This is a genomic window from Curtobacterium sp. L3-7 (genome assembly GCF_048756585.1).
Classification (GTDB): domain Bacteria; phylum Actinomycetota; class Actinomycetes; order Actinomycetales; family Microbacteriaceae; genus Curtobacterium.
This window is the reverse complement of the sequence record NZ_CP151474.1, coordinates 585,845-608,388: the sequence shown is the minus strand read 5'-3', so window position 1 is coordinate 608,388 and position 22,544 is coordinate 585,845. Positions and strand designations below refer to the sequence as shown.

General features: G+C 67.4%; 24 protein-coding genes and 2 tRNA genes. 11 read left to right on the top strand and 15 right to left on the bottom strand.

Going from position 1 to position 22,544, the window contains the following annotated elements; genetic code table 11:
* Positions 1-23: 23 nt before the first annotated feature.
* Positions 24-668, bottom strand: coding sequence for an anthranilate synthase component II (locus tag AAEP80_RS03095; protein ID WP_420365906.1), 645 nt, complete (start codon positions 666-668; stop codon positions 24-26).
* 82 nt (positions 669-750) lie between these two features.
* Here AAEP80_RS03095 and AAEP80_RS03090 point away from each other — a divergent pair, with 82 nt between their 5' ends.
* Complete coding sequence (locus AAEP80_RS03090) at positions 751-1,005, top strand: cell division protein CrgA (protein ID WP_281266310.1); 255 nt, start codon at positions 751-753, stop codon at positions 1,003-1,005.
* Positions 1,006-1,289: 284 nt separating this feature from the next.
* Here AAEP80_RS03090 and AAEP80_RS03085 read toward each other — a convergent pair whose 3' ends face one another.
* Complete coding sequence (locus tag AAEP80_RS03085) at positions 1,290-2,144, bottom strand: rhomboid family intramembrane serine protease (protein ID WP_420365905.1); 855 nt, start codon at positions 2,142-2,144, stop codon at positions 1,290-1,292.
* Between the two features lie 2 nt (positions 2,145-2,146).
* On the bottom strand, positions 2,147-2,686 hold the full coding sequence (locus tag AAEP80_RS03080) for a peptidylprolyl isomerase (RefSeq protein WP_281266308.1): 540 nt from the start codon (positions 2,684-2,686) through the stop codon (positions 2,147-2,149).
* 117 nt (positions 2,687-2,803) lie between these two features.
* On the opposite strand from AAEP80_RS03080, the gene AAEP80_RS03075 reads away from it, so the two are divergent.
* Entirely contained in the window at positions 2,804-3,379 is a 576-nt protein-coding gene (locus AAEP80_RS03075) for a hypothetical protein (RefSeq protein ID WP_281266307.1), read from the top strand.
* A gap of 477 nt (positions 3,380-3,856) precedes the next feature.
* Here the strand turns inward: AAEP80_RS03075 and AAEP80_RS03070 are convergent.
* The 10 genes from AAEP80_RS03070 to dnaA form a co-directional block, all read right to left on the bottom strand.
* Positions 3,857-3,929 (bottom strand) — tRNA-Ala (locus tag AAEP80_RS03070).
* A 10-nt stretch (positions 3,930-3,939) separates the two neighbouring features.
* Positions 3,940-4,016 (bottom strand) — tRNA-Ile (locus tag AAEP80_RS03065).
* Positions 4,017-4,091: 75 nt separating this feature from the next.
* Positions 4,092-4,499, bottom strand: a complete 408-nt coding sequence (locus AAEP80_RS03060) for a DUF3566 domain-containing protein (protein WP_022904049.1) — start codon at positions 4,497-4,499, stop codon at positions 4,092-4,094.
* Positions 4,492-7,122: a DNA gyrase subunit A gene (gene gyrA / locus AAEP80_RS03055; RefSeq protein ID WP_420365904.1), complete on the bottom strand. Its 2,631-nt coding sequence runs from the start codon at positions 7,120-7,122 to the stop codon at positions 4,492-4,494. The genes AAEP80_RS03060 and gyrA overlap by 8 nt, the downstream gene beginning before the upstream one ends.
* A gap of 132 nt (positions 7,123-7,254) precedes the next feature.
* Positions 7,255-9,237, bottom strand: coding sequence for a DNA topoisomerase (ATP-hydrolyzing) subunit B (gene gyrB / locus AAEP80_RS03050; RefSeq protein WP_402727553.1), 1,983 nt, complete (start codon positions 9,235-9,237; stop codon positions 7,255-7,257).
* Between the two features lie 134 nt (positions 9,238-9,371).
* Positions 9,372-9,872 carry a DUF721 domain-containing protein gene (locus tag AAEP80_RS03045; protein ID WP_281266304.1) on the bottom strand — a complete coding sequence of 167 codons (501 nt, stop codon included), beginning with the start codon at positions 9,870-9,872 and terminating at the stop codon, positions 9,372-9,374.
* Positions 9,872-11,098, bottom strand: coding sequence for a DNA replication/repair protein RecF (gene recF, locus AAEP80_RS03040; protein WP_420365903.1), 1,227 nt, complete (start codon positions 11,096-11,098; stop codon positions 9,872-9,874). Before recF ends, AAEP80_RS03045 begins: the two co-directional genes overlap by 1 nt.
* Positions 11,099-11,129: 31 nt before the next feature.
* Positions 11,130-12,017, bottom strand: coding sequence for a phosphogluconate dehydrogenase (NAD(+)-dependent, decarboxylating) (gene gnd, locus AAEP80_RS03035; RefSeq protein WP_420365902.1), 888 nt, complete (start codon positions 12,015-12,017; stop codon positions 11,130-11,132).
* 70 nt (positions 12,018-12,087) lie between these two features.
* The gene (dnaN, locus tag AAEP80_RS03030; protein ID WP_402727550.1) at positions 12,088-13,248 is read right to left on the bottom strand and encodes a DNA polymerase III subunit beta; all 1,161 of its coding nucleotides are present in this window, start codon (positions 13,246-13,248) and stop codon (positions 12,088-12,090) included.
* A 470-nt stretch (positions 13,249-13,718) separates the two neighbouring features.
* A complete protein-coding gene (gene dnaA / locus AAEP80_RS03025; protein WP_402727549.1) occupies positions 13,719-15,179 on the bottom strand; it encodes a chromosomal replication initiator protein DnaA in 1,461 nt (486 codons plus the stop codon).
* A gap of 459 nt (positions 15,180-15,638) precedes the next feature.
* Between dnaA and rpmH the strand changes: the two genes are divergently transcribed.
* From rpmH to AAEP80_RS02980, 9 genes are all read left to right on the top strand, one after another.
* A complete protein-coding gene (gene rpmH / locus AAEP80_RS03020; RefSeq protein WP_071299798.1) occupies positions 15,639-15,776 on the top strand; it encodes a 50S ribosomal protein L34 in 138 nt (45 codons plus the stop codon).
* A 98-nt stretch (positions 15,777-15,874) separates the two neighbouring features.
* Positions 15,875-16,225 (top strand): ribonuclease P protein component, encoded by a 351-nt coding sequence (gene rnpA, locus AAEP80_RS03015; protein ID WP_281266300.1) that lies wholly within the window; start codon positions 15,875-15,877, stop codon positions 16,223-16,225.
* Positions 16,222-16,602 carry a membrane protein insertion efficiency factor YidD gene (gene yidD, locus AAEP80_RS03010; protein ID WP_348639034.1) on the top strand — a complete coding sequence of 127 codons (381 nt, stop codon included), beginning with the start codon at positions 16,222-16,224 and terminating at the stop codon, positions 16,600-16,602. Before rnpA ends, yidD begins: the two co-directional genes overlap by 4 nt.
* 8 nt (positions 16,603-16,610) lie before the next feature.
* On the top strand, positions 16,611-17,579 hold the full coding sequence (yidC, locus tag AAEP80_RS03005; RefSeq protein ID WP_402728309.1) for a membrane protein insertase YidC: 969 nt from the start codon (positions 16,611-16,613) through the stop codon (positions 17,577-17,579).
* On the top strand, positions 17,580-18,077 hold the full coding sequence (locus tag AAEP80_RS03000; RefSeq protein ID WP_420365901.1) for a protein jag: 498 nt from the start codon (positions 17,580-17,582) through the stop codon (positions 18,075-18,077).
* Positions 18,074-18,712, top strand: coding sequence for a 16S rRNA (guanine(527)-N(7))-methyltransferase RsmG (gene rsmG / locus AAEP80_RS02995; protein ID WP_420365900.1), 639 nt, complete (start codon positions 18,074-18,076; stop codon positions 18,710-18,712). The genes AAEP80_RS03000 and rsmG overlap by 4 nt, the downstream gene beginning before the upstream one ends.
* 85 nt (positions 18,713-18,797) lie before the next feature.
* Positions 18,798-19,691 carry a ParA family protein gene (locus tag AAEP80_RS02990; protein WP_281266297.1) on the top strand — a complete coding sequence of 298 codons (894 nt, stop codon included), beginning with the start codon at positions 18,798-18,800 and terminating at the stop codon, positions 19,689-19,691.
* Entirely contained in the window at positions 19,691-20,671 is a 981-nt protein-coding gene (locus AAEP80_RS02985; RefSeq protein WP_420365899.1) for a ParB/RepB/Spo0J family partition protein, read from the top strand. Before AAEP80_RS02990 ends, AAEP80_RS02985 begins: the two co-directional genes overlap by 1 nt.
* Positions 20,672-20,938: 267 nt before the next feature.
* Positions 20,939-21,250 carry a helix-turn-helix domain-containing protein gene (locus AAEP80_RS02980; RefSeq protein WP_420365898.1) on the top strand — a complete coding sequence of 104 codons (312 nt, stop codon included), beginning with the start codon at positions 20,939-20,941 and terminating at the stop codon, positions 21,248-21,250.
* A gap of 2 nt (positions 21,251-21,252) precedes the next feature.
* Here the strand turns inward: AAEP80_RS02980 and AAEP80_RS02975 are convergent, their stop codons facing one another.
* Together AAEP80_RS02975 and AAEP80_RS02970 are read right to left on the bottom strand one after the other, a co-directional pair.
* Positions 21,253-21,840, bottom strand: a complete 588-nt coding sequence (locus AAEP80_RS02975) for a ClpP family protease (RefSeq protein WP_420365897.1) — start codon at positions 21,838-21,840, stop codon at positions 21,253-21,255.
* A complete protein-coding gene (locus tag AAEP80_RS02970; protein WP_420365896.1) occupies positions 21,837-22,490 on the bottom strand; it encodes a ClpP family protease in 654 nt (217 codons plus the stop codon). The genes AAEP80_RS02975 and AAEP80_RS02970 overlap by 4 nt, the downstream gene beginning before the upstream one ends.
* Positions 22,491-22,544: the final 54 nt, after the last annotated feature.

Genomic DNA, 22,544 nt, shown 5'->3' with positions numbered 1-22,544 from the left:
CGGGTGACCGATCGCGGGACCGTTCAGGCGCGGTGCGCCGCGATGAGCGGGCCGAGGCCCGCTGCGCGCTCCGCAGCGCCGGAGAGCCCGGTCGTCTCGAGCCAGTTGCCGACCATCCGGTAGCCGCCCTCGGTGAGGACCGACTCCGGGTGGAACTGCACGCCGTAGACCGGGGCGTCCTGGTGCTGGACGCCCATGATGACGCCGCCGCCGGTCCGCGCGGTCACGGTGAGCTCGTCGGGCACGGTGCCGTCGACGATCGCGAGCGAGTGGTAACGGGTCGCCGTGAACGGGTGCGGGACGCCGGCGAACAGGGTGCTGCCGTCGTGGTCGACCTGCGAGGTCTTCCCGTGCATGAGCTCTTCGGCGTGGGTCACCGTGGCGCCGAGGGCTTCGGCGATCGCCTGGTGGCCGAGGCAGACACCGAGCAGCGGCTTGTCGCCGGCGATGGACGCGTGGACGGTCGCGATCGAGATGCCGGCGGCTGCGGGTGTGCCCGGGCCGGGAGAGAGCAGGACGCCGTCGTACTCGGCGATCCGGCCCGCGATCTCGGACTCGGGGAACGCGTCGTTGCGCACGACGTCGGTTTCCGCGCCGAGCTGCTGGACGTAGCCGTTCAGCGTGTAGACGAAGCTGTCGTAGTTGTCGACGACGAGGATCCTGGTCATGGTCGGTTCACCGTACTCGTGAGGGTCGTGTGCAGCCTCCGTGGAGCCTGTGCACACACATGTTCACGGTAGGATACCGGCCATGGCCAAGGACAAGGACCGCACCAAGCCCGCCCGGAGGACCCGAGCCGACTCGGTCGACACGGCGGGCGACCAGCCCAACCCCGTGTGGTTCAAGCCGGTCATGTTCGGCTTCATGCTCGTCGGACTCGCCTGGGTGATCGTGTTCTACGTCTCGCAGGGCACCCTCCCGGTTCCCTCACTGAACTCGTGGAACATCCTCATCGGCTTCGGCATCATGTTCATCGGCTTCCTCATGACCACTCGTTGGCGCTGACTACCCGGCTTCCGCGTCGTCGAACGCCCGCTGCACCGATCGGTGCCGCGGGCGTTCTCGTTTTCCACAGGCCGCTGTGGGAGCAGCGCGGTTTTCCCCCGTTCTCCACAGTTCGACGAGTTCTCCACACTGTGTTCCACACCTTCGTCCCGGAGTTATCCACAGGTGAATCCACAGTGGGGATAATCACACCGGTGTAACTCACCGAGTTGTCCACAGGTATGAAAACGCCCCGCCACTCCGAAGAGTGACGGGGCGTTGGATGCTCGTGCGGTCGATGCGCTTCAGTTGAACGCGATCGCGTACCCGACGTACGCCAGGACGACGATCAGCACCGCCTCGGCGACGAGCAGGGTGATCTGCAGACCGCGCTTCCGGACGTTCCGGGTCTTCGCGAAGATGTACCCGGTCAGGAAGCCCGCAGCGATCCCGCCGATGTGCGCCTGCCACGAGATGTTCGTCCCGGGCAGGAACCCGATCAGCAGGTTCAGGCCGATGATCACGAGCAACGAGACGGCGTTGCCACCGAGGCTGCGCTGGATCATGAAGAATGCGGCGAACAGGCCGAAGATGGCTCCGGAGGCGCCGACGACCGACGTCTGGGGAGCGAGCAGCGTGACCGCCATGGATCCAGCCAGGCCCGAGATGAAGTACAACGCCAGGAACCGCCAGGTGCCGAGCATGTTCTCCAGCATCCGGCCGAAGATCCACACCGCCCACATGTTGAACGCGATGTGGAAGAAGCCCGAGTGGACGAACAACGACGTGACCATCCGCCACGGCTGCGTCGGCAGGTAGTAGGCGTTGTAGCCGAGCAGCTGGGTCAGCGCCCGGTTGGACACCTGGTCCAGCAGCCAGATGACCACGGAGACGGCGACGATGACGACGGTCGCCTTCTGGTCGAGCATGGCGAAGCGCCGCCGCGCGACCGTGACCCGGCTCGGGGCTCCGGACGCGCGGCGGTTCGCCGTGAACTGCGCACGCTGTTCACGCACGCACTCGGGGCAGTGCACCCCGACCGCCGCCGGTGTCTGGCACTCGGGGCAGATCGTCCGCCCGCACCGTTGGCACAGGACGAAGCTCTGCCGGTCCGGGTGCCGGTAGCAGTAGTTGGCCGGGTTGTACGCCTGGTCGGTCAAGGTCAGACGGACTCGACGTCGATGCTGTTGATGACGACGTCCTCGAGCGGCTTGTCGCGGCCGTCGGTGGGGACGCCCTCGATCGCGTCGACGACCGCGCGGGACTCATCGTCGGCGACCTCACCGAAGATGGTGTGCTTGCCCTGGAGCCACGGCGTGGCCACGGTCGTGATGAAGAACTGCGACCCGTTGGTGCCGCGGCCGCCCTGGATGCCGGCGTTCGCCATCGCGAAGATGTAGGGGTTCTGGAAGGTGAGCTCGGGCGAGATCTCGTCGTCGAAGCGGTAGCCGGGGCCGCCGATGCCCTGGCCGAGCGGGTCACCGCCCTGGATCATGAAGTCCTTGATGATGCGGTGGAAGACCACACCGTCGTAGAGCTTGTCCGTCGAGACCTTGCCGGTCCCCGGGTGGGTCCACTCCTGCTGGCCCGTCGCGAGGTCGACGAAGTTCTTGACGGTCTTCGGAGCGTGGTTGCCGAACAGGTTGACGCGGATGTCGCCCTTGTTCGTGTGGATCGTTGCGACAGCGGTGTGCAGAGACATGTTCCGATTCTCGCATGCGTCCGCTGCGTACAGACGGTACCCACAGGTGAGGCTCCGTGACCTGTCAGGTGCTCCGGTGGCAGGATGGGTGTCACGCCGTTCCGATGGAGGTACCAGATGACGACGATCGAACTGCCGCGCAAGCGCCGGAAGCAGATCAAGAAGCTCAAGGGCCAGACCGCCTCGCTCCTCGGTGAGCAGCGCAAGGTGCTCGAGCACGCGAACGCGATCCTCGCCGAGGCCCGCTCGAACGCAGCCGATGCTGCTCGCAAGGACATCGCCCCCCGCGTCCAGCACGCGATCGACAGCGGGATCCGCCCGGCTGTCGCGACGGGCGTGCACGCAGCGACGTCTGCAGCGCAGAACGCCTCGCACCGCTTCCAGTCCGAGGTCGTCCCCGGCCTCGTGTCCACTGCGGGATCCGTGCTCAGCGTGGTCGACCTCGCGAAGGACCCCCGGGTCAAGAAGATCGTGAAGGACGCCCAGAAGAAGGGCAAGAAGGCGAAGAAGGCTGCCGCCAAGTACGTGCCGTCGCAGCAGAAGAAGGGCATCGGCTTCGGCGGAGTCGCCCTGATCGTGGTGGGAGTGGTCGCCGTCGCCGGTGCCGCCTACGCCGCGTACCAGACGCTGCGCGCCGACGACGACCTCTGGGTCGCCGACGACGCCGACTCGGCGGACAAGTCCGCCGCCTGACCTCCCGGTTCGTACGAAGGGCCCCGGCACACGCCGGGGCCCTTCGTCGTCCGCGCCGGCCCGGTGTCCGGGGGTCCCCGGCGTCCGGACGTCCGGACCTTCCCGGGGGTCCGGGTGCCCCAGGGTCCTCCGCCCGCACAACGCCGTCCCCAGCGGTCACGACACCCCGCTCACGCCCACCGACTGGTCGCATCCAGTCGCTCACGCAGCGCCGAACCGACGGTTCCTGACCAGTCGAGGGGGTTCCGGCGGGGAGTCGCGACCACTCGCCGCGGTGCGGGGAGCGGGGACGACGAACGGGAGGATCGTGGCGGCCCGGCACAGAGCCTCCATCCCGCGACAACGCACCAGCCACCGGACGGCCGCGGCACGCGCAGAGCCGGCCGTCGCGGAGCGGCGCGCCGAAGGCGCAGACGAACACCGCGACCGAACAGTCAGCGACGTCGCGCCGCAGGAGCGGCGGCGCGGATGAGATTGTGGAGCCTGGGAGAATCGAACTCCCGACATCCTGCTTGCAAAGCAGGCGCTCTACCAACTGAGCTAAGGCCCCGGGAAGGGGATGGTGGGGCTACAAGGACTTGAACCTTGGACCTCTTCGTTATCAGCGAAGCGCTCTAACCGCCTGAGCTATAGCCCCTCAGACCGGATGAAAGCCTACCGTACGAATCCGTCGGAACGAAATCGAGCGGGCGGCCCATCCGGACCGGGTGTGTCAGTTGTTCGTGAAGCCCACGAGCAGACCGCCCGTGATGCGCACGCTGAGGTTGTACAGCACGCTCACGATCGCGCCGAGTACGGTGCCGACGACCACGTTGAGGATGCCAACCACGATGGAGAACCCGAGCACCTGGCCCAGCGAGAACTGGTCCATGATCGAGTAGTTGTTCTGCCCGGTGACGTCCTTGAGCAGGGCGTCGACCTGGGTGAACACCCCGGTCTGGTTGAGGATGACCCACACCAGCGCCGTCGCGACGACGATCACGATGCTGCCGGCCAGGGCGATCAGGAAGCTGAGCTTCACCATCGACCAGAAGTCGACGTACACGAGCCGCAGCCGCACCTGACGGGTGCCGACGGGCCGCTTCGCCTTCTTCTGGAGCTTCTCGGCGACACTACTCATTGCTTGACTGGTCCTCTCCGGCCTCGGGCTCGACGGGGTCGGCGGCCGCTTCGTCCGGGCTGACCGACTCCACCGGGCCCGCGGGCTCGATCTCGGCGTCGTCCTGGTCGTCCAGGTTCCGCTCACTGTTCCGGGCCACCGCGATGATCCGGTCGTTCTCCGCGAACCTCGCGAAGACGACGCCCATCGTGTCTCGACCCTTGGCAGGGACCTCGGCCACGGCAGACCTTACCACCTTGCCCGACTGGAGCACGACGAGCACCTCGTCGTCCTCACCGACGATGAGAGCACCCACAAGGTCGCCTCGATCGGCCGCCAGCTTGGCCACCTTGATGCCGAGTCCACCGCGGCCCTGGGTGCGGTACTGGTCGACGGAGGTGCGCTTGGCGTAGCCGCCCTCGGTCATGACCCAGACGAACCCGTCATCGGAGACGACCCGTGCCGCGAGCAGCGAGTCGCCGTCGCGGAAGGACATGCCCTTCACGCCGGAGGTCGAGCGACCCATCGGGCGGAGGGTGTCGTTCGTCGCGGTGAACCGGAGCGACATGCCGTACCGGGACACGAGGAGCAGGTCGTCGGACTCGTCGACGAGCAGCGCCGAGCGGAGCTTGTCGCCGTCGCGCAGGTTGATCGCGATGATGCCGCCGGTGCGGTTCGTGTCGTACTCGGTGAGCGCGGTCTTCTTCACGAGACCCTGCTCGGTGGCGAGCACGAGGTACTGCGCCGCCTCGTAGTCGCGGATGTCGAGCACCTGCTGGATCTGCTCGTCCGGCTGCATCGCGAGGAGGTTCGCCGAGTGCTGGCCCTTGGCGTCACGCCCGGCCTCCTGCAGCTCGTACGCCTTCGCACGGTAGACACGGCCCTGGTCGGTGAGGAACAGCAGCCAGTGGTGCGTCGTCGTGACGAAGAAGTGCTCCACCACGTCGTCCGCGCGGAGCTGGGCGCCACGGACGCCACGGCCGCCGCGGTGCTGCGAGCGGTACTGGTCACTGCGGGTGCGCTTGACGTAGCCGCCGCGGGTGATGGTGACGACGACCTCTTCCTCGGGGATGAGGTCCTCGATGGACATGTCGCCGTCGTAGCCGAGCATGATCTCGCTGCGACGGTCGTCACCGAAGCGCTCGACGATCTCGTCGAGCTCCTCGCCGATGATCGAGCGCTGCCGGGTCTCCGACGCCAGGATGTCGTTGAAGTCCGCGATCTTGAGCTCGAGTGCCTCGGCCTCTTCGTGGATCTTCTGACGCTCGAGAGCGGCCAGGCGACGGAGCTGGAGCTCGAGGATCGCGCGCGCCTGGATCTCGTCGACGGACAGCAGGTCCATCAGGCCGGTGCGGGCCTCTTCCACGTCGGGCGAACGACGGATGAGCGCGATGACCTCGTCGAGCGCGTCGAGCGCCGCCAGGTAGCCGCGGAGGATGTGCGCGCGCTTCTCGGCCTCGCGCAGCCGGTACTGGGTCCGGCGGACGATGACGTCGATCTGGTGGTCCACCCACGCCGAGATGAAGCCGTCGAGCGCGAGCGTGCGCGGGACGCCGTCGACGATCGCGAGCATGTTCGCGCCGAAGTTCTCCTGCAGCTGCGTGTGCTTGTACAGGTTGTTCAGCACGACCTTGGCGACCGCGTCGCGCTTCAGCACGATGACGAGGCGCTGGCCGGTCCGACCGGAGGTCTCGTCGCGGATGTCCGCGACGCCGGCGAGACGGCCGTCCTTGACGAGCTCGGCGATCTTGATCGCGAGGTTGTCGGGGTTGACCTGGTACGGCAGCTCGGTGACGACCAGGCAGGTGCGGCCCTGGATCTCCTCGACGCTGACGACGGCCCGCATCGTGATCGATCCGCGGCCGGTGCGGTAGGCGTCCTGGATGCCCTTGACCCCGAGGATCTGCGCCCCGGTCGGGAAGTCCGGTCCCTTGATGCGCTGCATGAGCGCACCGAGGAGTTCTTCACGCGTGGCGTCGGGGTGCTCGAGCGCCCACTTCGCGCCGGCAGCGACTTCGCGCAGGTTGTGCGGCGGGATGTTCGTCGCCATGCCGACCGCGATGCCGACCGAGCCGTTCACCAGCAGGTTCGGGAACCGAGCCGGAAGGATCGAGGGCTCCTGCGTGCGACCGTCGTAGTTGTCCTGGAAGTCGACGGTCTCCTCGTCGATGTCCCTGACCATCTCCATGGCGAGGGGCGCCATCTTGGTCTCGGTGTACCGCGGAGCAGCTGCGCCGTCGTTGCCCGGCGAACCGAAGTTGCCCTGGCCGAGCGCGAGCGGGTAGCGGAGCGACCACGGCTGCACGAGACGGACGAGTGCGTCGTAGATCGCGCTGTCACCGTGCGGGTGGAACTGTCCCATGACGTCGCCGACGACGCGGGAGCACTTCGAGAACGCACGGTCCGGTCGGTATCCCCCGTCGTACATCGCGTAGATCACGCGACGGTGCACCGGCTTCAGGCCGTCCCGGACCTCGGGAAGCGCACGACCGACGATGACGGACATCGCGTAGTCGAGGTACGAGCGCTGCATCTCGAGCTGCAGGTCGACCTGCGAGATGCGGTCACCGGAGACGACGATGTCCCCACTGTCGCCGTGCACGATCTCGGGCTGCTCGTCGTTCGTCTCGTTGTCGTCAGCCATGTGGCTTCAGTACCTTTCTCGGCCATCCGGCCGACCCGACCTGGAGGCCGTGGTTCCGTTCGTCGCGCCGCGCGCGACCACAGGTGGTCTGGACCAGGGCGCGCGGCTGGCACCGCGCCTCCTGGTCGGGGATCAGATGTCCAGGAACCGGACGTCCTTGGCGTTCTGCTGGATGAAGGAACGGCGTGCGTCGACGTCCTCACCCATCAGGGTCGCGAACACGCTGTCCACGGCTGCGGCGTCCTCGAGCGTGACCTGCAGGAGCGTGCGGGTGTCCGGGTTCATCGTGGTGTCCCAGAGCTCCTTGTAGTCCATCTCGCCGAGACCCTTGTAGCGCTGGATCCCGTTGTCCTTCGGGATGCGCTTGCCTGCCGCGATGCCGGACTGGAGCAGCGCGTCACGTTCGCGGTCGCTGAACACGTACTCGTGCGCCGAGTTCGACCACTTCAGGCGGTACAGCGGCGGCTGTGCGAGGTACACGTAGCCGCGCTCGATGAGCGGCCGCATGTAGCGGAACAGCAGCGTGAGCAGCAGCGTCGTGATGTGCTGGCCGTCGACGTCGGCATCGGCCATCAGCACGATCTTGTGGTACCTGGCCTTGTCCGGGTCGAAGTCCTCACCGATGCCAGCGCCGAACGCCGTGATCATCGACTGGATCTCCTGGTTCGCCAGGGCGCGGTCGAGCCGGGCCTTCTCGACGTTGAGGATCTTGCCGCGGAGGGGCAGGATCGCCTGCGTCATCGGGTTGCGTCCCTGGACGGCGGAGCCGCCCGCGGAGTCACCCTCGACCATGAAGATCTCCGACAGCGTCGGGTCCTTCGACTGGCAGTCCTTGAGCTTGCCCGGCATGCCGCCGGACTCGAGCAGGCCCTTGCGTCGCGTGGTCTCGCGGGCCTTGCGGGCGGCGAGGCGTGCCTGCGATGCCTGGATCGCCTTGCGGACGACGTCTCTGGCCTGGGTCGGGTTACTCTCGAACCAGTGCGTGAGCTCGGTGCCGACGACGCGCTGCACGAAGGACTTCGCCTCGGTGTTGCCGAGCTTGGTCTTCGTCTGGCCCTCGAACTGCGGCTCGCCGAGCTTCACGGAGATGACGGCGGTCAGGCCTTCACGGATGTCGTCACCCGTGAGGTTGTCGTCCTTCTCCTTGATGATCTTGGCTTCACGCGCGTAGCGGTTCACGAGCGTGGTCAGCGCAGCGCGGAAGCCCTCTTCGTGGGTCCCGCCCTCGTGCGTGTTGATCGTGTTCGCGAAGGTGTGGACGCTCTCCTGGTACGAGGTGTTCCACTGCATCGCGACCTCGAGCGCGATCTTGCGCTCCGGGTCCTCTGCCTCGAAGCCGATGACGTCGGGGTGGACCAGGTCGGCCTTCTTCTGCTTGCCCAGGTACTCGACGTAGTCGGCCAGACCGCGCTCGTAGCGGAACGAGTCGTGACGGGACTCCTCGCCCTCGTCCGGGGTGCGCTCGTCCTTGAGGTTGATCCGGAGCCCCTTGTTGAGGAACGCCATCTGCTGGAAGCGCGCGCGGAGCGTCTCGTAGTCGAAGACGACGGTCTCGAAGATCTCGGCGTTCGGCCAGAACGTGATCGTGGTGCCGGTCTCGTCGGTGGCTTCGTCCTCGGACACGGGGGCCACCGGGACGCCGTCGGTGTAGCTCTGCCGGTAGACGTGTCCCTGACGGCGGACCTCGACGTCGAGCTCGGAGCTGAGCGCGTTCACGACGGAGGAACCGACACCGTGCAGACCACCGGAGACCGCGTACCCGCCGCCACCGAACTTGCCGCCGGCGTGCAGGACGGTGAGCACGACCTGGAGCGTCGAGACGCCCTCTGCCGCGTGGACGTCGACCGGGATGCCTCGGCCGTTGTCGACCACGCGGACGCCGCCGTCTTCGCGGATGGTCACGTCGATGGTGTCGCAGTAGCCTGCGAGGGCTTCGTCGACGGAGTTGTCGACGATCTCCTGCACCAGGTGGTGGAGACCACGGGGGCCCGTCGAGCCGATGTACATGCCGGGGCGCTTGCGGACGGCCTCGAGCCCCTCGAGCACCTGAATCTGGTCTGCGCCGTACGACGGTTCGGGAGAGGTCTGGCGGTCGTCTTCAGATTCTGATGTCATGTCGAGAGTGCTCCTTGCCTGCGCGCGGAACACCCACGCACTGCACCGCCCAGTCTATCCCAGCAGCCCCTCTTTCGAGGGCGAAATCGGCCGTTTGACGGCCGATTTCGCGACTAGAGGATGATTTCGTCTGCTCAACCGTAGGTGTCGCGAGGACCGCGCCCCTGGACCGTCCTGGGGCCGCGTTTCCAGGTGGGGGCGTCCGGCCCGGAAACCCGGATCGATTCCACCCCCGCCTGCGGGTGCCGTTCCGCGATGGTCGTCGTGACGCTCGCGCGCATCAATCGGAGCTGCGTCGCCCATGCCGTCGAGTCGCATCGGATGACGAGGGCGCCGTCCTCGATCGTGACGGGTCGGGAGTGCTTGGCGAGCTCGTCGCCGACGACGCTCGGCCAGTCCGTGAAGAGCTCCGAGCGGGCGAGGGGCTCGGTCCAGCCGAGTTCGGCGGCGAGGGATCCGACGATGTCGCCGAGGCCCTTCGGTTCCCGGCCGCGGCCGTAGGGCACGGTGTCGGACTCGAACTCCTTCGCCCGCCGGCGGCGTGCGTCGATGCCACGCTTGGACGGATCGCCGAAGACCTGCTTGAAGTGCATGTAGACCCGGCTGGGTTCGGTCGGCTTCCAGGGGCGCGGCATCAGTTGCCGGCTTCCGCAACGTCCGGCTCGGCCGGACTGGAGGCTCGGGTCGGGTCCGCCTCGTCGGTCACGATGGTGCCGTGCTGGATCCGGACCGTGTGCGCCGCCAGCTGCTGGGGCACGTCGCCGAACACCGCAGCGGTGATGAGGACCTGCTCGTAGTCCGCCACCGCGTTGCCGAGGCGTTCGCGTCGCGACTCGTCGAGCTCCGCGAACACGTCGTCGAGGATGATGATCGGGTCGCCGAGGGTCGACTCGGCGCGGAGGATCGATGCACTCGCGAGCTGGATCGCGAGGGCGAACGACCACGATTCCCCGTGGCTCGCGTATCCACGGGCCGGTAACCCGTTGAGCTGGAAGAGCACGTCGTCGCGATGCGGGCCGGCGAGCGTCAGACCCCGGTCGAGCTCGTCGCGGCGACGGCGTTCGAGCGCACCCCGGAACGCCTCGGCGGCTGCGGGAACGGTAACCGGCTCGTCCGGTGTCCCGAGCACCGGATCGGTCGCCGCCGCGTCTTCCGGATCACCGCCGCGGACCGAGAGGACACCGGTGATCGATGCCTCGTGCCGCTCGCCGGCGACGGTCGCGTAGGCCTCCGCCACGAACGGTGCGAGCCGGCGGGTGAGATGGTCGCGCGCGGCGATGATCTCGGAGCCGAACGCCACGAGCCGCTCGTCCCAGACGTCGAGCGTCGCGAGCGATCCCGACTTCGCACCGGTCGCCCTTGCGGACTTCAGCAGGGTGTTGCGCTGCCGGAGCGTCCGGTCGTAGTCGGCGAGGACGCCCTGCATCCGCGGGGCGATCTGCACGAGGAGCTCGTCGAGCATGCGGCGTCGACCGGACGGCTCGCCGCGGACGAGTGCCAGGTCCTCCGGTGCGAAGAGGACGCTCGTGCAGTACCGCGGGAGCTCGCGGGGCTTGATCGGCGCCCGGTTGATCTGCGCCCGGTTCGACCCGGAGCGGTTGATCTGCACCTCGGCGAGGATGCTGCGTTCCTCGTGGGCGAGCCGTGCGCGGACGATCGCCGCGTCACAGCCCTGCCGGACGAGTGCCGCGTCGGTGGGGACGCGGTGCGAGCCGAGGGTGGAGAGGTAGGCGATGGACTCGACGAGGTTCGTCTTGCCCTGGCCGTTCCTCCCGACGAAGAGGTTCGGCCCGCGTGCGAGGTCGACGTCCGCCTCCCGGTAGTTCCGGAAGTCGGTCAGTTGGAGATGGTCGACGTGCACGCGGGCCGATGCCGGGTTTCCCCGGGAAGTCCTAGGACTTCTTGACGGCGTGGCCGCCGAACTGGTTGCGGAGCGCCGCGACGGCCTTCATCGTCGGGGACTCGCTGCCCTGACGCGAGACGAAGCGCGCGAACATGGCCGCGGAGAGCGCGGGCATCGGGACCGCGAGCTCGATCGCCTCTTCGAGGGTCCAACGACCCTCACCCGAGTCGTCGACGTAGCCCTCGAGCTCGGCGAGCTTCGGGTCCTCGTTGATCGCGAGGACGAGCAGGTCGAGCAGCCAGGAGCGCACGACGGTGCCGCGCTGCCATCCGGCGAAGACGGCGGGGACGTCGGTGATGATGTCCTTCGCCTCGAGGAGCTCGTAGCCCTCGCCGTAGGCCTGCATGATCGCGTACTCGATGCCGTTGTGGACCATCTTGGCGTAGTGCCCGGCGCCGACGGCACCGGCGTGCGAGAAGCCCTCTTCGCGCGGGCCCTCGGGGCGGAGCGCGTCGAAGACGGGCATCGCGAACTCGACGTCGGCGGCGTCGCCGCCGACCATCAGGCCGTAGCCGTTGTCCTTGCCCCAGACGCCACCGGAGACGCCGGCGTCCATGTAGCGGATGCCGTTCGCCGCGAGCTGCTCGGCGTGCTTGGTGTCGTCGAGCCACTTCGAGTTGCCGCCGTCGATGACGAGGTCGCCCTCGCCGAGGACCCCAGCGAGCTCGGTGATCACGTCGTCGGTGATCTTGCCGTGCGGGACCATGACCCAGACGAGCTTCTTGCCCTCGGGGAGCGCGATTGCGAGTTCGGCGAGGCTGGCGACATCGGAGACGGCGGGGTTCGCGTCGTACCCGGTGACCTCGATGCCTGCGTTGCGGAGACGGGCACGCATGTTGTTGCCCATGCGACCGAGGCCGACAAGACCGATGTGCATGATTTCCTCTTCTGTTCGTCGTCGCGCTGATGCAGGGGTGGCGCGTCAGCGCAGTGTTCGGCTGTTGCGCTTACCGCAGCAGGAGATTGGGCTGCAGCAGGTACCGGTATCCGTCCGTCGCCGGTTCCTCGCGGGAGGACTGGCCGGTGATGAGCACCGGGCCCGGCTTGTTGGGGTTCTCCGTCTTGGTGAAGGAGATGCGGACGAACTCGGAGTGCACCGCGTTCAACCCGTCCAGGAGGAAGGCGGGCTTCAACGAGACCACCGTTTCCTCACCGGTCAGCAACGCATCGATCGACTCTGACGCCTGCGCTTGTTCGGAACCGATCGCCTCGAGCGTGAGCCCGTCGACCGTGAAGGAGAACCGGAGCGCCGCTTCGCGCTCCAGGACGAGGGAGACCCGTCGGACCGCTTCGACCAGCTCCGCCGTGTTGATCACGGCGTGGTCCTGGACGGTCTCGGGGAAGAGCCGGCGGACCGGCGGGTAGTTGCCCTTGATGAGCAGGGAGGTCACGGTCTTGTCGTCGGCGTGGAACGCGATGAGCTCGCGGTCCGAGGTGCCGCTGATCGAGACCGACACCGTCGACGCGGAGCCGAACGTGCGCCCGACTTCCTGCAGGGTGCGCGCGGGGACGAGCGCGTGCATCGGCTCCGTCGTTCCGGGAGCAGCACCGGCGCGACCGGAGTCCCACTGGATGGTGCGGACGGCGACGCGGTAGCGGTCCGTGGCGATGAGGGAGAGGTCGTTGTCGCCGACCTCGAGCTGGACGCCGGTGATGACGGGGGTGACGTCGTCGCGGCTGGCGGCGACGGCGACCTGGGAGACGGCTTCCGAGAACGCGTCGCCCGGGATCACACCGGTCTGGGCGCCCACCTCGGGAAGCGTCGGGTACTCCTCGACCGGCATGCTCAGGAGCGTGAAGTGCGCGGATCCGCAGGTGACCGTGATCCGTGACTCGTCCGTGGAGAACGTGACGGGGGCGTTCGGCAGGCGGCTCGCGATGTCGTTGAGCAGGCGACCCGAGACGAGGACCGTGCCCGCGTCGTCGATCTGCGCGGAGATGGACGTCTGCGCCGAGACCTCGTAGTCGAACGACGAGAGCGTCAGTCGATCGCCCTCGGCGTGGATGAGGACACCCGACAGGATCGGGAGGGTCGTGCGCTGTGGGAGGAGCTTCACCGCGAATGAGACGGCTTCGGAGAAGACGTCCCGGTTGACCTCGAACTTCACAGCTGGGACCCCTGTCGATCGTTGGACTGTCCGGCCGCCCCATTGTGGCACAGCCCAGCGGGACCCGGATTTCTTGTCATCCCGCCGTCCACAAGGTTGGCCCAGGGATCCCGATCGTTAAGCAGGAATAAGAGTGTTAACGCCTGTGCACACTGTGGATAACTCTGTGCATGCCTGTCAGCGACAGGGAACTACAACCGTGTGACTTGTGGGTGGGGTGTGAGCGTTAACGGGATGAATGAATCTCATCTATCCACTTCCATCCCCAGTCTCCACAGATGCCCCATCCACTGTGAACAACCATCCGGCGTGTCATCCACAGTTATCCACAGGCTTTCCACACTGTGAGAACTCCGCCGCATGGAACCGTCTCAGATGGTGGATGGGCGCCGACGCGCGCCGATCTCGGGAACCCGAGGCGGGCCTCCCGTCGGTGTGAACAGATGTTCCGGCGGTCGCGAGCGATGCGCTCAGCGGTATCGGCGGTCCTGCTTGATGCGGCTGGTCAGCTCGGTCACCTGGTTGTAGATGGACCGGCGCTCCTTCATGAGCTCCGCGATCTTCTTGTTCGCGTACATCACCGTCGTGTGGTCGCGGTTGCCGAACAGTTGCCCGATCTTCGGCAGCGACAGGCTCGTCAGCTCCCGGCAGAGGTACATCGCGATCTGTCGTGCGGTGGCGATCGCCTGCGAGCGGGACGACCCGTAGAGGTCGTCGACCGAGAGCTTGAAGTACTCCGCGGTGTGGTTGATGATGTCCGTCGGCGCGATGACGTTGTCCTCGTCGAGCGTGATCAGGTCCTTCAGGACCGTCTGCACGAGCGCCATGTCGACGGCCGTCCGGTTCAGGCTCGCGAACGCGGTGACGCGGATGAGCGTCCCCTCGAGCTCACGGATGTTGCTCGACACCTTCGACGCCATGAACTCGAGGATGTCGTCCGGCACCTGCAGGTGGTCGGACTGCGCCTTCTTGCGGAGGATCGCGATGCGGGTCTCGAGGTCCGGCGCCTGCACGTCGGTGATCAGGCCCCACTCGAACCGGCTGCGCATCCGGTCCTCGAAGCCGGTGAGGTGCTTCGGTGCGACGTCGGACGTGATGACGACCTGCTTGTTGTGGTCGTGCAGCGTGTTGAACGTGTGGAAGAAGGCTTCCTGCGTCGAGTCCTTGCCCTGGAGGAACTGGATGTCGTCGATCAGGAGGATGTCGATGTCGCGGTACCGCTGCTGGAACTGGTTCGAGCGGTTGTTCGCGATCGAGTTGATGAAGTCGTTCGTGAACTCCTCGCTCGACACGTACCGCACCCGGATCCCCGGGTAGAGGCTCTCGGCGTAGTGGCCGATCGCGTGCAGCAGGTGTGTCTTGCCGAGCCCGGAGTCGCCGTAGATGAAGAGCGGGTTGTAGGCCTTCGCCGGCGCTTCCGCCACGGCGACCGCGGCGGCGTGGGCGAACCGGTTCGAGGCGCCGATGACGAAGTTGTCGAAGTTGTACTTCGGGTTCAGCCGCGACTCCGGGCGACCGCTCGTCCCCGGTGCGTCGATCTGGCTCGGGACGAACGGTGCCTCGATGTACTGGCGGGGTGCTGCGCTCTGCTCGACGACCTGGTCGGCGGCGACCGGTTCGGCGTAGGTCGGCACGGTCGGCTCGACACGGGGCTCCGAGGCCATGTCCGGGTTCACGGTGATCGCGAAGTTCGCCACGGTGTCGTCGCCGATCCGCGAGACCGCCTCGGTGATGGGGACGCGGATGCGCTGCTCGAGCATGCCGCGGGTGAGGTCGTTCGGGACCTCGAGGTAGAGGGTGCCGGCGAGGACGCCCTTCGGCTCGACGAGGTTGAGGAACCCGTGCAGCTGCGGGGTGATCCGGTCGTCCTCCGCGAGGAGTCCGAGGACCGACGACCAGAGGTCCTCGACGGGGTCGGCCGGCATCGTCATGTCGCGCTCGTCTCCAGGGGTCTCGTGTGGTCGGTGCTGCGGACGTGCCAGGGCGCACGGGCGGGCGCGGCGGCGGTCGGTTCCCGGCGAGTCGTCCGTGGCTTCGGGTGGCTTCGTCGACGCCGTCGTGCCGCGGGCTTCCCACAGGGTTGTCCACAGTGTTGTCCACGATCGCCCTGGGCCGCGAGGTCGGAGTGCTCCCCCGTCGTACCGGGCCTGCGGGCGGATCGTTCCGACCACTGTAAAGGACCGAGGCGGGTCACACCGAACGGAAGTTGTCCCCAATGTGGACAACGTGCTCCGTCCTGGCAGTCGTCGTGAACGGGGTGATCGGCGTTTGACCTCCTCGCCGCTGTCACGTACCGTTAACCAGTTGACTGCGGCCCCCTTGGTCGCGCCCACCTGCGTCAACCAACGTATTCGTGACGGCTCGCCTCGAGCAGCCGTGTGGAGAAGATCATGAGCAAGCGCACCTTCCAGCCGAACAACCGTCGCCGCGCCAAGAAGCACGGCTTCCGTCTCCGTATGCGCACCCGCGCCGGCCGCGCCATCCTGGCCGCACGCCGTGCCAAGGGCCGCACCGAGCTCAGCGCGTAAGACGAACCTGGTCGCAGCTGCACCCCGCGCCGCGTCGGTCGGACCCCGTGTCCGACCGGGCGGCGCTTCGGTGTGCTCAGCGATCGGTCGGTGACGTCGTGCTGGCCCGTGGGAACCGCATCGTCCGTGGGGACGACTACCGGAACACCGTGCGTCGTGGTCGCAGGAGCGCCACGGCGAACGTCGTCGTCTCGGTGGTCCGTCGTACGTCGGACACGTCGGCGCCCACACGGTTCGGCTTCATCGTCGCGAAGACGGTCGGGAACGCGGTGACCCGCAACCTCGTCCGCCGTCGGCTCAAGGCGATCGCGCACGAGCTGCTCGGGTCGGTGCCCGTCGGGCACGACGTGGTGGTGCGCGCACTGCCAGCCGCTGCGCAGGCCGGATGGCCTACCCTGCTCGAAGACGTCTCGCGATCGTTCGCGCGCGGTGTGGAGAAGGCAGCATGAACCGGACGCTCCTGATGCGGGCCCTGTGGGTGGCAGCGTTGCTCCCTCGCAACGCCTGCGTCGTCGTGCTCCGCGCCTACCGTGCCGTGATCTCCCCGCTGTACGGCAACGTCTGCCGGTACCACCCCTCGTGCTCCCGCTACGCGCTGGAGGCGATCCAGCAGTACGGCGTCGTCCGCGGGACCGCGATGGGTGCGTGGCGGATCGGCCGGTGCAACCCCTGGGCCGCCGGCGGCATCGACGACGTGCCCGAGCGGCGCAAGCCCTTCATCGTGAACCGGTTCGGCTTCGTGCTCGCGCCGGTCCAGCAGCAATCGCAGTCCTCGGTCGGCATGGTCCGCCCGGTGCTGCTCCCCCAGCGCACTCGAAAGGCGTGACCGTCCTCATGGACCTCATCGGTACGATCCTCTGGCCGCTCAAGTGGGTGGTCTCCGCCATCCTGGTCGGCTTCCACTGGGTCTTCGAGTCCCTCGGTATGGACCCGGGCGCCGGCATCACCTGGGTGCTGTCGATCATCTTCCTGACCTTCGTGGTCCGCGCCGCGCTCATCCCGATCTTCGTGCGGCAGATCAAGTCGCAGCGCCGCATGCTCGAGGTCGCGCCGCAGCTCAAGAAGATCCAGGACAAGTACAAGGGCAAGAAGGACCAGTTCTCGCGTGAGGCCATGAGCCGCGAGACCATGGCGCTCTACAAGGAGACCGGGACGAACCCGCTGAGCTCCTGCCTGCCGCTGCTGCTGCAGATGCCGATCTTCTTCTCGCTGTACTCGGTGCTGCACGAAGCGCAGATCAACAAGACGGGCATCGGCCTGCTGACGAACGACCTCGCTGCGTCGTTCGGCAACGCCTCGCTCTTCGGCGCTCCGCTGCACGAGACCTTCACGAACGCGTCCGGCTGGGAAGTCCGGGTCATCGCGGGCTTCATGATCGTCGTGATGACGGCATCGCAGTTCGTCACCCAGCTGCAGCTCGTCGCGAAGAACATGTCCCCGGAGACCAAGGAGTCTCCGATGTACCGCCAGCAGAAGATGATGCTGTACGTGCTCCCCCTGATCTTCGTGATCTCGGGTCTCTCGTTCCCCCTCGGCGTCATGTTCTACTGGCTCGCCTCCAACATCTGGACGATGGCGCAGCAGTACTTCGTCATCCGCAGCATGCCGACGCCCGGCTCCGAGGCGGCCCTCGCCCGTGAAGCCCGTCTGGCCAAGAAGGCCCAGCGTCGTGGGACTCCCGCAGGCGTCCTGGCCGAGGCCGGTGCCGGCGCGGGTGCGGCGGAGATCGAGGCCGTGCGCGTCACGACCCAGCGTCAGCAGCCGGTCGGCAAGCAGCGCTCGAAGAAGAACGGGAAGAAGTAAGTGACCGAGCAAGACATCGCCGCCACCGTCGAGCCCACCGAGGTCGACGACGACACCCGCGACGAGGCGGACATCGCGGCCGACTACATCGAGGAACTCCTCGACATCTGCGACCTCGACGGTGACATCGAGATCGAGGAGCGCGCTGGTCGCGTCTACCTCTCGGTGACCGACGAGGGCAACGCGCTGCGGGTCCTCGCCAAGCCGGACACGGTGTCGGCGCTCCAGGAGCTCACGCGCATCGCCGTGCAGGCGGAGACCGGCGAGTTCAGCCGTCTCATCCTCGACGTCGGCGGCTCGCGTGACGCCCGCGCGTCGGAGCTCCAGCGGCTCGTCGACACCGCGATCGAGCGCATCGAAGCCGGGTCGGCATCCGCTGCACTCCCCCCGATGTCGTCCTACGAGCGCAAGCTCGTCCACGACCTCGTCGCCGAGAAGGGCTTCCGTTCGGAGTCCGAGGGCGAGGGTCGCGACCGTCACACGGTCATCACCCGATGACGGACGCTCCGGTCCTCGAAGCAGAACCGGCGGTCGCCGCGACGCTGTTCGGTGACCGGCTCGAAGTGGCTCGGTCGTTCACGAACGAGCTCGCCCGGCGGGGCGAGGAGCTGGGCCTCATCGGCCCGCTGGAGCTCTCACGGTTGTGGACGCGACACATCCTCAACTCCGCCTTGTTGGCGCCGCTCCTAGAGGCTGATGGTCGCGTCGGCGACGTCGGCTCCGGTGCCGGGTTGCCGGGTCTCGTGCTCGCGATCGCCCGTCCTGACGTGTCCATGACGCTCATCGAGCCGATGGAGCGTCGGGTGGACTGGTTGCAGTCCGAGGCAGAGCGGCTCGGCCTCGACAACGTGACGGTGCTGCGCGCGCGGGCCGAAGACGTGTCGGACGATCTGGTGCTCGACCAGGTCACAGCGCGTGCCGTCAGCGCTCTCTCGAAGCTGATCCCGATCACGGTGCCGCTCGTCCGGTCCGGCGGGCACCTCATCCTGATGAAGGGCGCGCGGGTCGATGACGAGGTGACCGCGGCACGCAAGGTCATCCTGCGCAAACGTCTCTCGGATGTCGAGGTACTCGAACTCGGAGTCGGTGTGGTCGAGGAGACCACCCGGGTGTTCCGGGCTACAGTTGACTGACGCCGTGCGGCGCTGAGATCGTTCGTGGATCGGGCGCAGCGCCCCGCGTTCCACGTGAAACATCGAACCGGGGAAGAGGCACTCGTTGAGTTCATCGACCGACTACGACGCGTCGACGCCGCTCGCGCGTGAGATCGCTGATCTGAACCGGCGCCGGCGAGCCATCGCCACCGAGCAGTTCCCGCTGCCGGACAAGACCCGCATCATGACGGTCTCGAACCAGAAGGGCGGCGTCGGCAAGACAACGACGACCGTGAATCTGGCGGCTGCTCTTGCGCACGGTGGTGCACGAGTGCTCGTGATCGACCTTGATCCGCAGGGCAATGCGTCGACGGCGCTCGGTGTGAACCACCAGGCGGAGGTCGCGAGCATCTACGACGTGATCGTCGACGAGGCTCCCATCGCGGACACGGTGCAGCGCTCCCCAGAGTCCGAGACGCTCTGGTGTGTCCCCGCGACGATTCACCTGGCCGGTGCGGAGATCGAGCTCGTGTCGCTCGTCGCGCGCGAGCAGCGGCTCCGGACAGCCCTCGATCAGTACCTCTCGTCGCTCGACGAGCCGTACCACTACGTCTTCATCGACTGCCCGCCGTCCCTCGGGCTGCTGACGATCAACGCGTTCGTCGCGGCGCAAGAGGTCCTGATCCCCATCCAGTGCGAGTACTACGCGCTCGAAGGGCTGAGCCAGTTGCTCCGGAACATCGAGCTCATCGAGCGGCACCTGAACCCGAACCTGCGGGTGTCGACGATCCTGCTCACGATGTACGACAGCCGCACGAACCTCGCGAACCAGGTGGCCGCGGACGTTCGCGAGCACTTCGGGGACCAGGTGCTCAAGGCGATGATTCCCCGGTCAGTCAGGGTGAGCGAGGCGCCGAGCTACGGTCAGAGCGTCGTCGCGTACGACGTCAACTCCACTGGTTCGCTCTCCTACCTGGAGGCGGCCGCCGAGATCGCAGCACGAGGAGCGAAGCACTGATGGCACCCAAGCGGACCGGACTCGGCCGGGGAATCGGCGCACTCATCCCCACCGCGGCTGACCAGCAGGAACGCCCGGTCGACGTGTTCTTCCCGACCGGCGGATCGCCCTCATCGGCGCCGGCCGTCGACGGTGGCACGGCGGAAGATCTCGTCGCGGTCCCCGGTGCCCGTCTCGCGAACCTCAACCCGCTCGACATCGTTCCGAACGCGCAGCAGCCCCGTGTGGAGTTCCGCGAGGAGGAGCTCCAGGAACTCGTGCACTCCATCCGCGAGATCGGCGTGCTGCAGCCCATCGTGGTCCGACCACTCGCGGGCGCCACCGGGACGCAGCCGCAGTACGAGCTGATCATGGGTGAGCGCCGGCTGCGTGCGACGAAGGAGCTCGGTCTCGCAACGATCCCGGCGATCGTCAAGGACACCCCCGACGACGCGATGCTCCGGGACGCGCTGCTCGAGAACCTCCATCGCGCGAACCTCAACCCGCTGGAAGAGGCGTCCGCCTACCAGCAGCTCCTCGCGGACTTCGGGATCACGCAGGAGCAACTCGCGCAACGCATCGGTCGTTCGCGCCCGCAGATCACGAACACGATCCGGCTGCTCCGGCTCCCCTCCCCCGTGCAGCGACGAGTCGCGGCTGGTGTGCTGTCTGCCGGACACGCTCGCGCGATCTTGGCGGCGCCGGATGCCGAGGCAATGGAGTACCTCGCCGAGAAGATCGTCAACGAGGACCTCTCCGTCCGCCAGGCTGAGGCCGCGGCGCAGCAACTGGCGCAGGGCAGCCCGAAGAAGACGCCGACGCAGCCGAGCAAGCGGGACGCACATTTCGCGGACGTCGCGGAACGCCTGGGTGATCGGTTGAACACCCGCGTCCGGATCGCCGTCGGCGCCCGCAAGGGTCGCGTGACGATCGACTTCGCCAACGCCGCCGACCTGAACCGCATCCTCGGCGAACTCGGCGCCGAGGATGTCAACGGCTGACAGACACCCCGAGGGGCGCATGTTCCACGTGGAACGGTGCGCCATCCGTACCAGGAGCTGTGCTGAACGGCCTTGTGCGGCCTTGTGCGGCCGATTGCGGCCCGAACGGGTCGCCGTGCGTGCGACCGGTCGGAAAGGCGCCTTCAGGAGCGGAGCGCGCCTGGAGCCGGGCCGCGAGTGCTTGTTCGCTGTCGGCGTTTCACGTGGAACATCGAGAACGCCGTCGAGCGGCCAAGCTGGAGCTGCAGCCGACTTGAGGAGACGCTGATGTCCGATACTGATTCCACCGAGCCTCTGTGGCGACACCTGGTGGGCGCACGACTCCGCGACCTCCGGCGTGATCGGGCCGCCACCATCAACGACGTCGCTCGGCGTGCGGGAGTGTCGCCGCAGTACCTGTCGGAGATGGAACGCGGTCGCAAGGAGCCGTCCAGCGAGATGATCGCCGCCGTGGCTGGTGCGCTGGACACCTCCCTCCTCGACCTCACCAGTGCTGTCGCCGAAGGACTCAGAGAGCGCGGGCACAACGACACCAGCGCTGGCTCGCAGGTCCGGACGGAGTTCGCGCTGGCGGCCTGACCTCAGCGAGCCGCGAGGACGTGGTCGATCAGTCCGTACTCACGGGCCTGGATGGCCGAGAACACGCGGTCGTGATCCGTGTCGGCGCGGAGGCGTGCGGCCGTCTGCCCGGAGTGCTCCGCCACGATCGCTTCCATGTCGCTCCGGATGCGCACGAGCTCGTCCGCCTGCAGGATGAGGTCCGGGACCGTCCCCTGCCCCTGTGACGCCGGTTGATGGAGGACCACTCGGGCATGTGGCAAGGCCGCACGCTTGCCTGCAGCGCCGGCAGCGAGGAGAGCAGCTCCGACTCCCACGGCCTGTCCGACGCAGGTCGTCGCGACGTCCGGCTTGATGAAGCGCATGGTGTCGTAGATGCCGAGCATCGCGCTGGGGTCTCCCCCGTCGCAGTTGACGTACAGCTGGACGTCCGAGTCCGGGTTGTCGGACTCCAGGTACAGCAGCTGCGCGATGAGGGTGTTCGCGACTCCGGCGTCGATCGCGGTACCGAGGTAGACGATGCGCTCGGTGAGCAGGTGGGAGTAGACATCCATGATGCGTTCGCCGCGCGCATCACGCGCGACGACGTTGGGGATCGTGTAGCTGCTCATCGCGCCACCTCCACTCCGACACCGTCGAAGCCGGTACCGACGAAGCCCGTCAGCGATCGTCCGGCCCGTCGCGTGGGAACGATGTCCTCGGTGCTCGTGAGGATGACGTCGACGAACCCGTAGTCCAATGCTTCCTGGGCGGAGTACCAGTGGTCGTGGAGCGAGTCCTCGAAGACGCGCTCGAGTGGCTGCCCGGTGTCGCTCGCGATGAGTCCGAGCACGGTGTCGCGGGTGGAGCGCAGGGCGTCTGCTTGCAGCTCGATGTCCACGGCCGAGCCGCCGATACCCGCTGACCCTTGGTGCATCAGGACGCGGGAGTGTCGAAAGGCGCGGCGCTTCCCCGGCGTCCCGGCGGAGAGCAGGAACTGTCCGGCACTGCACGCCATGCCGAGGACGAGCGTGCTCACGCCGTTCGGGATTGCCCGCATGAGGTCGCGGATCGCGAGCATGGCGGGAACGGAGCCGCCGGGTGAGTGGATCCAGAGCTGGATGTCTGTGTTGGGGTCGTCAGCGCTCAGCGTGAGCAACTGCGTCATGAGGAGCGTGCCGTTGTCGTCGTCGAGCGCCCCGTCGAGCACGAGGACCCGTCGCTCGAGCAGTTCTCGACGTGCATGCGTGTCGAACATCGGGATGGAGGGTGAATCAGCCATGTGCTCAGCGTCTCCCCGTGTGGGACCGCGCGCACGGCATGCTGCTGAGAGCAG

Bases quoted from the DNA above. Each gene is read 5' to 3' on its own strand.
- AAEP80_RS03095 (WP_420365906.1), bottom strand. From the start codon at position 668: ATGACCAGGATCCTCGTCGTCGACAACTACGACAGCTTCGTCTACACG.
- AAEP80_RS03090 (WP_281266310.1), top strand. From the start codon at position 751: ATGGCCAAGGACAAGGACCGCACCAAGCCCGCCCGGAGGACCCGAGCC.
- AAEP80_RS03080 (WP_281266308.1), bottom strand. From the start codon at position 2,686: ATGTCTCTGCACACCGCTGTCGCAACGATCCACACGAACAAGGGCGAC.
- AAEP80_RS03075 (WP_281266307.1), top strand. From the start codon at position 2,804: ATGACGACGATCGAACTGCCGCGCAAGCGCCGGAAGCAGATCAAGAAG.
- AAEP80_RS03060 (WP_022904049.1), bottom strand. From the start codon at position 4,499: ATGAGTAGTGTCGCCGAGAAGCTCCAGAAGAAGGCGAAGCGGCCCGTC.
- gyrA (WP_420365904.1), bottom strand. From the start codon at position 7,122: ATGGCTGACGACAACGAGACGAACGACGAGCAGCCCGAGATCGTGCAC.
- gyrB (WP_402727553.1), bottom strand. From the start codon at position 9,237: ATGACATCAGAATCTGAAGACGACCGCCAGACCTCTCCCGAACCGTCG.
- AAEP80_RS03045 (WP_281266304.1), bottom strand. From the start codon at position 9,872: ATGCCGCGCCCCTGGAAGCCGACCGAACCCAGCCGGGTCTACATGCAC.
- gnd (WP_420365902.1), bottom strand. From the start codon at position 12,017: ATGCACATCGGTCTTGTCGGCCTCGGTCGCATGGGCAACAACATGCGT.
- dnaA (WP_402727549.1), bottom strand. From the start codon at position 15,179: ATGACGATGCCGGCCGACCCCGTCGAGGACCTCTGGTCGTCGGTCCTC.
- rpmH (WP_071299798.1), top strand. From the start codon at position 15,639: ATGAGCAAGCGCACCTTCCAGCCGAACAACCGTCGCCGCGCCAAGAAG.
- yidD (WP_348639034.1), top strand. From the start codon at position 16,222: ATGAACCGGACGCTCCTGATGCGGGCCCTGTGGGTGGCAGCGTTGCTC.
- yidC (WP_402728309.1), top strand. From the start codon at position 16,611: ATGGACCTCATCGGTACGATCCTCTGGCCGCTCAAGTGGGTGGTCTCC.
- rsmG (WP_420365900.1), top strand. From the start codon at position 18,074: ATGACGGACGCTCCGGTCCTCGAAGCAGAACCGGCGGTCGCCGCGACG.
- AAEP80_RS02985 (WP_420365899.1), top strand. From the start codon at position 19,691: ATGGCACCCAAGCGGACCGGACTCGGCCGGGGAATCGGCGCACTCATC.
- AAEP80_RS02980 (WP_420365898.1), top strand. From the start codon at position 20,939: ATGTCCGATACTGATTCCACCGAGCCTCTGTGGCGACACCTGGTGGGC.
- AAEP80_RS02975 (WP_420365897.1), bottom strand. From the start codon at position 21,840: ATGAGCAGCTACACGATCCCCAACGTCGTCGCGCGTGATGCGCGCGGC.
- AAEP80_RS02970 (WP_420365896.1), bottom strand. From the start codon at position 22,490: ATGGCTGATTCACCCTCCATCCCGATGTTCGACACGCATGCACGTCGA.